The following is a 12,924-nucleotide window of genomic DNA, read 5'->3' as shown; positions in this document are numbered from 1 at the left end:
GGCCTGTGTGCACGGGTGGTTCGGTCTGCCCGGCCGGCCCGCCCGCGCGGGATGCCCGGGCCGCCTTGCCTGTTGTCCAGAACTTGTTGTCCAAGACCTGCTGTTCAGGACCTGCTGTTCAGCGCCCCCGGGCGGAGCCGAGCACGTGGGAGATCTCCAGGCCGGTGCGGACGACCATGGGGCCGACCTCGCGGACCCGGGCCGGGGTCATCCGGGTGGTCAGGCCCGAGACGCTCAGCGCGCCGGCCACCGCGTCGGTGTGGTCGAAGACGGGCGCGGCGACGCACCGCACCTCGGGTTCGTTCTCGCGGTCGTCGATGGCGTAGCCGCGCTGACGGACGCGTTCCAGCTCGACACGCAGCCGTGCGGGGTCGGTCACCGTGTACTGGGTGACCGGGGGCATCCCCGCGGCCACCACGGTGTGGAACGTCTCCTCGCCCTGCCAGGCGAGGATGGCCTTGCCGACGGCCGTACGGTACGCGGGCACCCGGCTGCCGATGCGGGAGGCCATGCGGACGCTGGCCTCGTTCTCGACCTTGTCGATGTAGACGACGTCCGGCGGTTCGTACACGACCAGGTGGCAGGTCTCGCCGACCGCGTGCTGGAGCAGCCGGAGCGGTTCCGCGGCGGCGGTGCGCAGGTCGAGGGAGGACAGGTACGCCTGTCCGAGCCGCAGGGTGCCGTGCCCGAGCCGGAACCAGCCGGTCTCCCGGTCACGCACCAGCAGGTCGGCCTCGATGAGGGGCGCGGCGAGCCGCAGCACCGTGCTCTTGTTGACGCCCAGGTCGTCGGCGATCTGGGTGAGGGACACGCCCCGGCCCCTGCCCGCGTGGTCGCGGACGTACACCAGGACCGTGATGGCGCGGCGCAGCGAGGAGGACTGGTTGCGTCGGGACGGTGGTGTCGTCGTCATGTCGTACTCCTGGGCAACAGGCCACGGACCACGATGTCACGGGCGGCGGCCAGATGACGTCCGGCTCTGTTGAGCGAGAGCTCGTGGTGGCCGGGGAACAGGGCGTCCACGTCGAGGGCGGCCAGCAGGGTCAGGCTGGCCGCGTACTCCGGTACGCGGCAGTCGTGCAGGTTCTGGAGGGAGATCCGGCCGCCGGTGAAGACGCAGTCCCCGGAGAAGAGGGCCCGGTGGTGCGGAGTGGTGAGGTGGTAGCACATGTGGCCGTCCGCGTGGCCGGGGGTGGCCAGGGCCCGTACGACGACCCCGCCGCCGAGGTCGAACGCCGTGCCGTCCGCGACCGGTTCGACGCTCGGGCAGGGCCGTACGGAGTAGTCGGCCGGGTAGACACCGGCGGCCTTCCCCTTGTCCACGCTGAGGCCTGCTTCGTCGCCCTCGGCGATCCAGCGGACGGCCTGCCGCCCGGCCAGTACCTTCAGGCCGGGCAGCTCCTCGGCCAGGGCGGCGGCCCCGCCGGCGTGGTCGGCGTGCCCGTGGGTGAGCAGGAGAAGCTCGGGCCGGGTGCTCGCGGTGCGCAGGATGTCGGGGACCGAGCGTCCGGCGCCGGCGTCGATCAGGGCGCTGCGGCGCGTGCCGCGCACCAGGTAGACGTGGCAGTCCAGCGGGTCGGTGAGATCGAACCCGGCGGCCCCGCTGGCCACGAGGGTGACGTGGTCGGTCAGCCGCATGACGACTCCTGCCGCCCGTCGATCGCGTCCGCCGCGACGGTGACGTCCGTCAGATCGGTGGCGTCCGCCGCGTCCATGCCGCGTACGGTCGCGATCACGGTCCGTGCGGCCGATTCCACCTCCGCCAGTTCCACCGATTCGTCCGCCGCGTGGGCGTCCCGCAGCGAACCGGGGCCGAAGACCACCGTCGGCACGCCTGTCCGGGCGATCTTGCTGGCGTCCGTCCCGAAGGGCATGCCCGCGACGTCGTCGGGGCGGCCGAGGGCGACGAGGGCTCGGCGCAGCGCGGTCACCAGGGCCGAGTCCGCGGGCGTGTCGAGGGCGTGGTCGACGAGGAAGGGGGGATCCAACTCGGCTCCCAGCAAAGCCAGTTCGTCCCGGTCCCGACGCCAGACGAGGTCCGGTTCCTCCCCGGGGAGCGTGCGCCGGTCCACGTCCGCCTCGCAGGTGCCGGCGATGGTGTTGGGGCCGGTGCCGCCGCGGATCCGGGTGACCACGCGGGTGGCCGGGCCGAGCAGCGGGTGCGGGGCGACGGCCGGAGGGGTCACGGCGAGGTGGGCGAGGACCGGGGCCATGAGCGAGATCGCGTTCACGGCCTCCTCCGGGCGTGAGCTGTGCCCCGCCCGGCCCGTCGTCCGCACGGTGTAGCGCACCACTCCCTTGTGGGCGACGGCCGGCACCAGTCCGGTCGGTTCGCCGACGATCGCGCCCACGAACCTACGCCCCCGCAGCCGCTCCAGCAGCCGCACGACCCCGCGGTACTCGTGCTCCTCGTCGCACACCCCGGCCAGCACCACGGTGTGCAACGGCGGTTCGCCGCGGGCGAGTTCGGCGGCGGCCAGCATGAAGGCCGCGAGCGGCCCCTTGGCGTCGCAGGCTCCGCGCCCGTACAGCCGACCATCGCGCACTTCACCGTCGTACGGCGGCACCGTCATGCCGCCTACCTCGACGGTGTCGAGATGCGACTCCAGCAGTACGGCCGTCTCCAGGCGCCCCGGCACGACGGCCACCACGTTGCACCTGCCGGGCAGCGCCTCGTCCAACTCGGCCCGGACGCCGTGCCGTTCGAGCCAGTCACGGACGTACTCGGCGACGGCCGTCTCGCCCCCGTCACCGGGTCCGCCGCGCGGGTTGACGCTGGGCAGCCGTACGAGATCCGTCAGCAGCGGGGCCGGGTCCAGTTCCGTCATGTGCGACGCTCCCTCGCGTAGACCAGCAGCAGGCCGATGATCAGTACCCCGAGGACGACCTGGCGTACGCCCTCCGAGAGGTTCCAGGACGTCAGCAGGGCGGTGAGGAGGGTGAGCAGCAGGGCGCCCGCGACGGTGCCCAGGAGGTGGCCGCGGCCTCCGAGGATGGAGGTGCCGCCGAGCACGACGGAGGCGATGGACAGCAGTTGGTAGGGGTTGCCCATGGTCAGCGAGCTGGTGCCGGTGAAGCCGAGGAGCACCAGACCGGCCACTCCGGCGAGCAGGGCGCAGCCGACGTACGCGGTGAACGCGGTGGCGGCGAGCGGCACTCCGGAGGCGCGGGCGGCGCTCTCGCCCGAGCCCAGCGCGAAGGCGTACCGGCCGGTGCGGGACGCGTGCAGCAGCCAGCCCGCGGCGGCCGTGACGACGAGCCACAGCACGAATGCCCAAGGGACGCCCAGCAGGCGCCCGTTGGCGAGCGAGTCGAGCAGGGGCAGTCGTGCCGAGCTGGGTGAGCCGTCGGTGTAGACGAGCAGGGCACCGGCGAGGACGGTGCCGCTGGCCAGCGTCATCACCATCGGCGGTACCCGCAGCCACACCACACCGGCCGCGTTCACCGCGCCCACGAGGGCGCTCAGCGCGAGGGCGACCAGCACGGCCGTGATCCCGCCTCCCGTGCCGGAGGCGACCTTGGCGCAGACGACCGCCGACAGGGCCACCACCCCCGACACCGACAGGTCGATGCCGCTCATGACGACGACCAGGGTCTGGCCGACGGCGACGATGCCCAGGAAGGACGCCGTCTGCACCAGGTAGCGGAAGTTGGCGAGGCTGTCGAAGCCGTCGGCGAACAGCACCGCCCCGAACCAGGTCACCGCCAGCACGCAGAACGCCCAGGCGGCCCGGCTGCCGCGCAGAACGGCCGCGGCACTCACTGTGCTCATACGTCTGCCTCCTTCGTGACGTACGTCTTCAGGGCGAGCGCCGCCACGAGGATCACGCCCTGGGCGACGAGCTGGTAGAACGGCGAGATCCCGGTGAACAGCAGCAGGTTGGTGAGCAGCCCGATCACCAGCGCGCCCAGGACCGTCCCGCGCATCCGGCCGGCCCCGCCGAAGAAGCTGATGCCGCCGAGGACACAGGCCGCGATGGAGTTGAGGGTGTACGGCGCGCCGATGGTGGGGTCCGCCGAACCGGTCTGCACGGCGAGCGCGATCCCGGCGAGCCCGGTGAAGGCGCCCGCCAAGGCGTAGCCGCCGATCTTCACCCCCCGGGTGTGCAACCCGCTGGCGTAGGCGCCGTGTTCGTTGCCGCCGACCGCGTACAGGGCGAGGCCGTGCCGGGTGGTGCGGAGCAGTTTCCAGACGGCGAGGACGACGACGAGTGCCAGGGCGGGCACCGCGACGCCGTTCCAGCCGTTGTTGTACGCGTCCACCAGTCCGCCCGGCACATGTCCGCCTGGCTGCGGCAGGACGATCAGGGTGACACCGCTCCACAGGAACGAGGCGGCCAGCGTGACCACGATCGGCGGGAGTCCCGCGTACGCCACGAGCGTGCCGTTCACCGCGCCCGCGCCGACGGCCACGCACAGGGCGACGACCGCCGCTGCCGCGACCCCGCCGGCGCTGTGCGCGTCCTGGGTGGCGAACACGGCCATGGCGAGGCCGAGCACCGACCCGAGCGACAGGTCGATGCCGCCGAGCAGCATCACCGACGTCTGCCCGGCCGCGGCCAGGATCAACGGGAGGAACTGGGCCGACAGGATCGTGACCGATGCCGGGGTCAACAGCCCGGAGTCGTAGTGCTGGTAGGCGACGAGCAGGACGAGGAGGAGGCCGAGCAGCCAGAGGATCTCGGTGTTGCCCCGGGCGGCGGAGGCCAGACGCTCACGCATGGGCCACGCTCCCGGGCGCGGAGGTGTCCGGTCCCGGGACCGGTGCTTCGGCTTCCGCACCAGGTCCGGCGCTTTCCGCGGCTTCCGTGTCGGCCGCCGTGGCCGCTCCCGTGACCGACGCCCGGACGAGCCGTTCCTCGGTGAGGTCGGCGCCGGAGAGGCGGTCGACGACCGACCCCTCGTACAGCACGGTCACCTCGTCGCAGAGTCCGACCAGTTCCATCGTGTCTCCCGAGGTGACCAGGACCGCCATGCCCTCGTCGGCGAGGCGGCGCAGGAGGTGGTAGATCTCGCGTTTGGTGCCGATGTCGATGCCCCGGGTCGGTTCGGCCAGGAGCAGGATGCGGGGCGCGGTGGGCAGCCACTTGGCGAGGGCCACCTTCTGCTGGTTGCCGCCGGACAGGCGCCGCGCCTCCTGCGCCGGGGACGCGGCCTTGATGCGCAGCCGCTCGGTGAGTTCGGCGACCAGTCGGGACTCGGCGCCGCGGGAGACTGTGGTCAGGCGGCGGGCCGGGGCGAGTTCGCGCAGGCTGGGCAGGGCGAGGTTGTCGCGGACGCTGCGTGCGGTGTGGACCCCTTCGGTCTTGCGGTCCTCGGGCACGTACGCGATGCGGTGCCGGATCGCCTCGCGCGGGGAGGCGATCCGCGCCGGCCGCCCGTCCACCGTGACCCGTCCGGTGTGCCGGGCGAGGCCGAACAGGGCGCGCAACACCTCGCGTTGGCCCTGCCCCTGGAGCCCGCCGAGGCCGAGGATGCGACCGGGTACGAGGTCCAGGTCGACCCCGGCGCAGCGACCGGCGACAGTCAACTCCCGCACCTGGAGCAGCGGTTCACGCGTCGTGGCCGCAACCGCATGCGCATCCGCGTCCGCGCCGGAAGCCTTCGGGGGAAACAGGTCCGACAGCTCCCGCCCGATCATGAGGTGTACGACGTCGTCGTGATCGGTCCGGTCCCGCTCCCGGGTCGCCGTCACCGCTCCGTCCTTCAGCACCGTCAACCGGTCGCTGATGGCGAAGAGTTCGGCCATGCGGTGACTGACGAAGATCACCGAGCCGCCGTCCTCCCGCAGTGCGCGCACGACCCGGAAGACGGCGGCCACCTGGTCCTCGTCGAGGGCGGAGGTGACCTCGTCGAGGATCAGCAGCCGGGGTTCGCCCGCCAACGCCTTGGCCAGTTCGACCAGTTGGAGGCTGCCGAGCGGGAGCCGGCCGGCGCGCAGCCGCGGGTCGACGTCCAGGCCGACCCGCTCCAGCAACGGGCGGGCCCGCGCGGCGAGTTCACGGGACCGCACCAGGCCGTGCCGGCTGGGCCAGGCGCCGAGGAAGACGTTCTCCGCGACGCTCTGGTGCGGGTTGAGGCTCAACTCCTGGTGGACGGAGCCGATCCCGGCGGCCCGGGCGCGGTGCGGGGACCAGGCCCGGGTCACGGGGACGCCCCGGTGGACCACGCGGCCGGAGTCCGGTGCGAGCAGTCCGGTGACGAGGGAGAGCAGGGTGGACTTGCCGGCCCCGTTCTCCCCGACGAGCGCGAGGACCTCGCCGGGTTCGACGGTGAGGTTCACCTCGCGCAGCACCTGATTGCCCGCGAAGGACTTCGAGACCTGCTCCACGTTCAGCACGGACGCCATGGCCACTCCCCCGGCTTCGCCTTCGGCTTCACTTTCCGATGAGCTTGTCGATCTCGGACTGCGAGATGTCGTTGATCGGGTACGAGTCGTCCGGCTGGTCGGTCTTGACGTACTGGGAGAGGTTGTCGTCGGTGATCTCGGGCAGCGGGACGGTGATGTCCTGCGGTACGGAGACGCCTTCCCTCTTGGCGACGGCGGCTTCCATGGCGATCACGGCCAGGTAGTTGGGCTGGGCGGTGGCATAGGAGGAGAATCCATTCTTCTTCTGGGCCTGCCACAGCTTCAGGAAGCCGTTGTAGTTCTCGCCGGTGATCGGAACGAGCTTCTTGCCCTGCTTGACCAGCGTCTGCAACGCGGCGGCCGAGAGCGCGCCGCCCTGCGAGAAGACACCCTGGATGCCGGGGTGCGCGGAGTAGGCGGAGGCGAAGGACTGGGCGGCCGGAGCGAGGTTGTACTCGCTGTGCACATTGCTCACGATCTTGATGCCCGGGTACTTCTTGAAGACCGCCGCAGCTCCCGCCCACCGGTCCTCGCTGACGGAGACTCCCGCGGGCCCGTTCATGGCGATGATGTCGCCCTTGCCGCCGAGCTTCTTCGCCAGCCACGTGGCCATCATCGAACCCCACGCCTTCTGGTCCGTGCCGACTCTGATCACCTTGGTGCTGTCGGGCAGCGAGTCGAAGGCGACGACCGTGATGCCCGCGGACACGGCCTGTTCCAGGGCGGGATCGAGGGCGGTGGAGGAGCCCGCGTCGACGAGGATCACGTCGTACTTCTGCTGGATCATGGCGCGGATCTGCGCGATCTGCTGCGACGTGTCGCCGTTGGCGTTGAAGGTCTTGAACTGAGAGACCTTGCCCGCCTTCTTCAGCGTGGCGACATCTCCGTTGAGCATCTTCAGCGTCTGCTGCATCCACGACGGGGTCAGGTAGATGGTCGACCAGCCGACCTTGAGGTTCTTCGCGGTGGCCGCCGAGGCACTGCTGCCGGCGGAGGTGCTGCTGTTCTGGACGTCGCAGGCCGTGAGTGCGGCCAGGGCGCACAGGGAGGCCACGACCGCCGTTCCACCGCGTACAGAGCGTGCGTTCATCAAAAGCTCCTCGGTTCCCTCGGGATGAGTCCGGGCAGGGGTGCCCCCTGGCGGGGGCGAGGGTGGGGGAAGGGCGTACGCGCATGTCGGAACATCGGCGTTCCGGCAGGTAGGAGCGCTGCGCCCGGTGAGGACCGGTCTGTTGAGAGGGGAACCTATGGCCGCGCTCGGCCGCGCACCACATCTGCACTACAGAATTTCGCATTGCACAACATGGCCGATCACATCGGGCGGCGGTCACCACCGCGACACGGATCGGCCCAGGGCCGTGGGCGCCGGAGCGCCCGCCGCCGTCCCGGGGCGCTCGGCCCGGGACGGCGGCGGTGGACGTCAGCTTTCCGGCGACGCGCTCCGCCGCCGCACCAGCCACCATCCGACGCCACCGAGAACGGCCACTGCGGCGAGGCCGATGCCGATGCCGATGCCGACTCCGGTCGAGCCGCCGTCGTCCGCGTTCGTGGCCTTGGCCTCGGTGTCCGAACCTGCGGTCACGGTGGCCGAGGGGGACGGGTCCGGTGTCGCGCTGGTGGCCGGGCTCGAACTCGGACTGGGGCTGGTACTGGGACCGACCGGCTCGGCGCCCGGCGCCGCCGCCTTCAACTTCAGTACCGGTGCGGGCTGTTCGGCTTCCTTGTCGCCGGTGGGCAGTTCGATCCAGCGGGAGATCTTCCCGTCGCTGTAGGTCTCGACGGTCTTGAAGACGAGTTCCTTCGCGTCCGGCAACTGCCGGACCTCGATCTCGTGCTCGGCGTCGACGCCGGGCTTCAGCGCGGGGCCGCTCACGGTGTACCCGTCGGAAGCCGCCGTCAGCTTCCAGCCCTTGGGGGCCTCGCCGAGGGTCACGTCCCCGGGGGCGATGCCCTCGGGGAGCACGACGCGCAGCGCGGCGAAGCCGGCCGAGCTGGACTCGGCCTCGGAGACAAAACTGAGGGTGACGTTCTCGGCCAGGGCCCGGGGCCGGTCGGCCTCGACCTCGGCGTGCGCGGCGGCGGGTACGGCGGTGGCGAGTGCGGCCGTCAGCGCGACCGCAGCGGTAAGAGCGACACGGCGGCCGACGCGCGTCAGGGGTCGAGGCGACGTGGACACAGCACACACGGGGGACATGGGGGACACAGGGGAACTCCTTGCTGGTACAGGGAAGTCCGGTCCGGCGGCTACGGCTACCGGGACCGGTGGAGGACCGGAAGGTGCTCCCGTCGCGGTGGCCCCCTGCGCACCACCGCGTGTTCCAGTACCTCCTCCTGTGCGTGTGCCGCTGCCGCAGCCACGCAGAACCCTGCCGTGCCGCGAACGAACAACTGGGGCAGCAAGCGGTCCGGGTCGGCCATCAGGCGCGGCAGCACGTGCGCCAGAGCCGCCTCGGCGGCCCTGACCCCCGTGCGCAGCGTGCCGAGGGCGGCCGTCACCCGCACATCGGCTCGGTGCAGCAGCCAGGCCACCGTCAGCGCGGCTACCGTGTGCACCGTCGTCATCGCGACCCCGGCGTGATGCCAGGCGTGCCCGTCCCCGGCGACGCCCATGGACCCGGCGTGCGGGGCGTGTCGTGGCATCGCCAGCGAGGTGACGTAGGCCGTGCGGGACAGCGCGAGATGCAGCACGCCCTGCGCGGCCAGCATGACGACGGCCGTCGTGACCGGCGCGTAGCGACGCCGGGCGAGCGGCCAGACCGCCGCGAACTGGGCCGCGGTCATCGCGCCCAACAGGCGCCAGGGCAGCGCGCCTTCGGCGATCGCGTGATGCCCGAGCGTCGCGAGCACCGTGCCGAGCACGGCGAACAGGCCGGCCCGCGCGCACGCTCCCGCGCGGCTGGCCCGGACTGCTCCGGCACGTCGCTCGTACCCGGTCATGTGATCAGGCGGCACGGCCGCCATCCTCCCCCACAGGCGCTCAGGGCCGCGTGCCGAGCGACAGGGCGAGCCCCACCGGACTCTCGGGGTGGCGAAGGTCCCGGGCGTTCACCTTTTCGTATACGTGGGGGCCGGTGGGGCCGTTCACCGGGGCAGGGTTTCGGCCACATCGGCGAGCCCGGCGGCGCCGCGGCGTCGGACAGGGCGCGAGGCCCGGGCCGACAGGACGGAAAAGGATGACAAGTCGTGCGGTAGGGCCCATGATGGCTGATTGTCGGAGGGGGGAGCATTGCGCGTTCTCGATGTGCGCCGTCATGGCCACATACCGCCTGCGGCGGTGATGGCAGCCGCCCGCGCGGGCATGTTCTCCCTGCTCGGAACCATGGTCACGGTGATCGTGCATGACCTGGCCTTCGCATCGAACCCGTCTCGCCTCGTGAAGGCACTGGCGGCTTGTTTCCTGTTCGCCGTGGCGCTGCCCGGCGCCGGGAGCAACAAGTCCCTCCGTACCCAAGTGCTGTTGGCGTTCGGCTCCCAGGCCGTCATCGGGTACTGGTTCGTCCTCGCCGACAGCCCTGTCACGCTCCGCGAACACGGACTGCTGCCGTCTTCCGTTCTCGCGGGGTGGCCCGTGGCGATCGGCCACATCCTGCTGGCCCTGCTCTGCGCGGTCCTGCTGCACGGACTCGACGACAGTGTGCGCCGCGTGCTGTACGCGGCCGGGGCGGAGTGGAGCGCGTTGCGCGCACTGCTGCGCAGGCTTCTGGTTCCGGGCTGCCCACCTGACGAGATGTCAGAGTCCGGACCCGACTGGCGCACGCGTTCCGGGCCGGCACGGATTCCCCCGTCATCGGTTCTGCTGACCGGCGCGGTGGTCCGCCGCGGCCCTCCGCCCCTCGCCCCGCCGTACGCCGCCGTCTGATCCGTCACGGCGGTATCCGTACGGCGGCCGGTGTCCCATGAACCACATGTCACAGACGACGCGAGCGGCTACGCCCGTCGTCCTCACTGAGCGCGCCAGCACTCGCTCAAGGCGTACGTACGAGTTGTGCACGGAGCAAGACCGGGCGGAATGGGCCGCCCGGGAAGGAGTGGACCGATGACCGCAGCAGGCAGAGCGAAGTCCGGGGCGAAGCGGCTCCTGGAACGCACGGGGTTCCAACTCGTGCGCAGCACCACCCCCCAGGGAGGCGTCGACGACTTCATCCCCTTCGAGCCGACGATGCGAGCGGCGCGGGCGGCCGGACTGTCGGTGGGTGACTACATCGACGAGGTGATGAACGGGACCCCGGGAGCCACCCAGTCCACCGTCGACAGACTACGGACCCTCGGGGTCTTCGCCGCGAAGCCGGACACGGTGCTGGAGATCGGCCCCGGGTCCGGGCGGTACCTGGAGAAGACGCTGAAGGAGTGCTCGCCCAGCCGCTACGAGATATACGAGACGGCGGAGCCCTGGGCCAACCACCTGGTGGACACGTTCGGAGTGGTCGCCCGACCGGTGACCGGATTCAGTCTCGACGCGACAGCGGACGACAGCGTCGATCTCGTCCAGGCCCACAAGGTCTTCAACACGCTGACCTTCCTCGGCACTTGCCGCTACTTCTTCGAGATGGCCCGCGTCACGCGACCGGGTGGACGGATCGTCTTCGACGTCATGACGGAGACCTGCCTCGACCCGGAGACGATGCGTGTCTGGGCGACGAAGGGCGGATCGGGCCACGATTCGTTCCCTGCCGCCATGCCTCGCGGCACCTGCGTGGACCTCTTCGCGACGCTCGGCTTCAGCCTTGAGGCGGACTTCCTGGTTCCCCTGGGCGTGGCGTCCACGGAGGTGCTCGTCTTCAAGAACACGGCCTGACCTGGCTCAGCTCAGGCCCTGCCACTCGCCACCCGGTGAGCCGGACTTCCCCACGCTCCCACGCCGAGCGGGTCCGACCCACCGGGTGGCGAGACACATTCACCGCCCTCCCCCTGCGCCGCGACGGCCGCCGAGCCGCGTCGGCCGAGCCCGCACGGGCTCCCGCACCAGGGCCGGTTCGGGCGATCCCCCCGCTTGGATGAACGTCCAATATTTCGACGGTGACGGTTCGTGGCCTTCTGCGAAGACGTCCCTTGAACCATAGTTGCCCCCGATCAGCGGAATATGAATTCCGTATGGCGGAACAAGTATCGGAGGTAGCTCGTGCCGCTGTCCGCACCGTCCCTGCCACGCCGCACCGCACGTCTGCTGCGTACGTCACTGTTCGCGCAGGTCGCCTGCGCGTTGCTGCTCGGACTCGTCGTGGGCCGCCTCTGGCCCCACCTCGGGACCGCCGTCCAGCCGCTGGGCGACGGCTTCGTGCGGCTCATCAAGGCGGTCATCGCGCCGCTGGTGTTCTGCGTGGTGGTCACCGGCGTAGCGAAGGCCGGGAATCTACGGGCCTTCGGCCGCATCGGTGTCAAGGCGCTGATCTGGTTCGAGGTGGCGACCACCTTCGCCCTGCTGCTCGGCCTCCTCGCGGGCAACCTCGTCCGGCCCGGTGCGGGCATGCACGTCGACCCGGCCACTCTCGACTCCACCGCGGTCGACGCGAAGACCGGCGGCGCGGCGCTGCCGTCGACGAGCGAGTTCCTGCTGCACGCCCTGCCCGACAGCGCGGTCGGTGCCTTCGCCGAGAACTCGCTCCTCCAAGTCCTGGTCCTGGCCTGCCTGGTGGGCGCGGCCCTGCTCCACCTGGGGCTCACGAAGGTCCCCGCGATCCTGCCGGCCGTCAACCAGGTCCAGGAGATCGTCTTCGCGATCGTCGGCTTCGTCATGAAACTCGCGCCCCTCGCGGTCTTCGGCGCCACCGCCCACCTCGTCGGCCAGTACGGCCTGGGCGTCATGTCGACCTACGGCAAGCTCATCGGCGTCAGTTACGCGGTGGCCGCGCTGTTCCTCCTGTTGCTCGCGGTCGCGCTGAAGGCGTTCACCGGGCTGAGCCTGTGGAAGTTCGTCCGCTACACCCGCGAGGAGATGCTCCTCGCCCTCGGGACCGCCTCCAGCGAGACCGTGATGCCCCGGATGATGCAGAAGCTGCGCCACGCGGGCTGCCGCGACGACGCCGTGGGCCTCGTCCTGCCCACCGGGTACTCCTTCAACCTCGACGGCGCCTCCATCTACCTCTCCGTCGCCACCCTCTTCATCGCTCAGGCGGTGGGCGTCGACCTCACCCTGGGCCAGCAGGTGACCGTCGTCCTGATGCTGATGCTCACCAGCAAGGGCATGGCGGGCGTGCCCGGTTCGGCGTTCCTCGCGCTGTCCGCCACCGCTTCCGCGCTCGGCGTCATCCCGGCCGGGGCCGTCGCCCTCCTGCTGGGCGTGGACCGCATCATGGACTCGATGCGGGTGGCCACCAACCTCCTCGGCAACTGCGTGGCCGCGTTCGCGGTCTCCCGCTGGGAAGGCGCGCTGGACATCACGCGGGCCAAGCGGGTCCTGGACGGGGAGTCCGCGTTCGTGGCCGACCCCGACCTCGCGGAGGACGCGGTCGCGCCGGGCGGGAGTCCCCAGGAGCCCGGCGCCGCCCGGCCCGCCGAGCCCGCGAACCTGCACCGCCCGGTCCGGGCCGACTGAACCACGGCCGTTCGGGCCCGACTTGACCGCGCCGACAGGAATC

Annotated in this window: 12 protein-coding genes; 3 read left to right on the top strand and 9 right to left on the bottom strand. The window is 71.3% G+C overall.

Annotation, left to right across the window (positions count from 1 at the left end; genetic code table 11):
- Window positions 1-118: 118 nt before the first annotated feature.
- The 9 genes from ACIQPR_RS26000 to ACIQPR_RS25960 all read right to left on the bottom strand — a co-directional run bounded on the left by ACIQPR_RS26000 (window position 119) and on the right by ACIQPR_RS25960 (window position 9,301).
- Window positions 119-913, bottom strand: coding sequence for an IclR family transcriptional regulator (locus tag ACIQPR_RS26000; protein ID WP_403652565.1), 795 nt, complete (start codon window positions 911-913; stop codon window positions 119-121).
- Window positions 910-1,638, bottom strand: coding sequence for an MBL fold metallo-hydrolase (locus ACIQPR_RS25995; protein ID WP_403652562.1), 729 nt, complete (start codon window positions 1,636-1,638; stop codon window positions 910-912). The genes ACIQPR_RS26000 and ACIQPR_RS25995 overlap by 4 nt, the downstream gene beginning before the upstream one ends.
- Entirely contained in the window at window positions 1,629-2,828 is a 1,200-nt protein-coding gene (locus ACIQPR_RS25990; RefSeq protein ID WP_403652559.1) for a M20/M25/M40 family metallo-hydrolase, read from the bottom strand. The genes ACIQPR_RS25995 and ACIQPR_RS25990 overlap by 10 nt, the downstream gene beginning before the upstream one ends.
- Window positions 2,825-3,772: an ABC transporter permease gene (locus tag ACIQPR_RS25985; RefSeq protein WP_403652556.1), complete on the bottom strand. Its 948-nt coding sequence runs from the start codon at window positions 3,770-3,772 to the stop codon at window positions 2,825-2,827. The genes ACIQPR_RS25990 and ACIQPR_RS25985 overlap by 4 nt, the downstream gene beginning before the upstream one ends.
- A complete protein-coding gene (locus tag ACIQPR_RS25980) occupies window positions 3,769-4,722 on the bottom strand; it encodes an ABC transporter permease (protein ID WP_403652553.1) in 954 nt (317 codons plus the stop codon). Before ACIQPR_RS25980 ends, ACIQPR_RS25985 begins: the two co-directional genes overlap by 4 nt.
- Window positions 4,715-6,349: a sugar ABC transporter ATP-binding protein gene (locus ACIQPR_RS25975; protein WP_403652550.1), complete on the bottom strand. Its 1,635-nt coding sequence runs from the start codon at window positions 6,347-6,349 to the stop codon at window positions 4,715-4,717. The genes ACIQPR_RS25980 and ACIQPR_RS25975 overlap by 8 nt, the downstream gene beginning before the upstream one ends.
- 28 nt (window positions 6,350-6,377) lie before the next feature.
- Window positions 6,378-7,439 carry an ABC transporter substrate-binding protein gene (locus tag ACIQPR_RS25970; protein ID WP_403652547.1) on the bottom strand — a complete coding sequence of 354 codons (1,062 nt, stop codon included), beginning with the start codon at window positions 7,437-7,439 and terminating at the stop codon, window positions 6,378-6,380.
- Window positions 7,440-7,769: 330 nt separating this feature from the next.
- Entirely contained in the window at window positions 7,770-8,525 is a 756-nt protein-coding gene (locus ACIQPR_RS25965) for a DUF1775 domain-containing protein (protein WP_403652545.1), read from the bottom strand.
- Window positions 8,526-8,599: 74 nt separating this feature from the next.
- Complete coding sequence (locus ACIQPR_RS25960) at window positions 8,600-9,301, bottom strand: hypothetical protein (RefSeq protein WP_403652542.1); 702 nt, start codon at window positions 9,299-9,301, stop codon at window positions 8,600-8,602.
- 274 nt (window positions 9,302-9,575) lie between these two features.
- Here ACIQPR_RS25960 and ACIQPR_RS25955 point away from each other — a divergent pair, with 274 nt between their 5' ends.
- The 3 genes from ACIQPR_RS25955 to ACIQPR_RS25945 all read left to right on the top strand — a co-directional run bounded on the left by ACIQPR_RS25955 (window position 9,576) and on the right by ACIQPR_RS25945 (window position 12,881).
- Window positions 9,576-10,208, top strand: coding sequence for a hypothetical protein (locus ACIQPR_RS25955; RefSeq protein WP_403652539.1), 633 nt, complete (start codon window positions 9,576-9,578; stop codon window positions 10,206-10,208).
- 177 nt (window positions 10,209-10,385) lie between these two features.
- A complete protein-coding gene (locus ACIQPR_RS25950) occupies window positions 10,386-11,144 on the top strand; it encodes a methyltransferase domain-containing protein (RefSeq protein WP_403652536.1) in 759 nt (252 codons plus the stop codon).
- 324 nt (window positions 11,145-11,468) lie between these two features.
- Window positions 11,469-12,881 (top strand): cation:dicarboxylate symporter family transporter, encoded by a 1,413-nt coding sequence (locus tag ACIQPR_RS25945; RefSeq protein ID WP_403652533.1) that lies wholly within the window; start codon window positions 11,469-11,471, stop codon window positions 12,879-12,881.
- The last annotated feature ends 43 nt before the right edge of the window (window positions 12,882-12,924 follow it).

It is taken from the genome of Streptomyces sp. NPDC091280 (genome assembly GCF_044768565.1).
Lineage (GTDB): Bacteria > Actinomycetota > Actinomycetes > Streptomycetales > Streptomycetaceae > Streptomyces.
The sequence above is the reverse complement of the archived record's forward strand: the minus strand, read 5'-3'. Positions and strand labels throughout refer to the sequence as shown.

Coding starts and splice junctions, on each gene's coding strand:
- ACIQPR_RS25985 (WP_403652556.1), bottom strand. CDS start 3,772: ATGAGCACAGTGAGTGCCGCGGCCGTTCTGCGCGGCAGCCGGGCCGCC.
- ACIQPR_RS25990 (WP_403652559.1), bottom strand. CDS start 2,828: ATGACGGAACTGGACCCGGCCCCGCTGCTGACGGATCTCGTACGGCTG.
- ACIQPR_RS25995 (WP_403652562.1), bottom strand. CDS start 1,638: ATGCGGCTGACCGACCACGTCACCCTCGTGGCCAGCGGGGCCGCCGGG.
- ACIQPR_RS25975 (WP_403652550.1), bottom strand. CDS start 6,349: ATGGCGTCCGTGCTGAACGTGGAGCAGGTCTCGAAGTCCTTCGCGGGC.
- ACIQPR_RS25950 (WP_403652536.1), top strand. CDS start 10,386: ATGACCGCAGCAGGCAGAGCGAAGTCCGGGGCGAAGCGGCTCCTGGAA.
- ACIQPR_RS25980 (WP_403652553.1), bottom strand. CDS start 4,722: ATGCGTGAGCGTCTGGCCTCCGCCGCCCGGGGCAACACCGAGATCCTC.
- ACIQPR_RS25970 (WP_403652547.1), bottom strand. CDS start 7,439: ATGAACGCACGCTCTGTACGCGGTGGAACGGCGGTCGTGGCCTCCCTG.
- ACIQPR_RS26000 (WP_403652565.1), bottom strand. CDS start 913: ATGACGACGACACCACCGTCCCGACGCAACCAGTCCTCCTCGCTGCGC.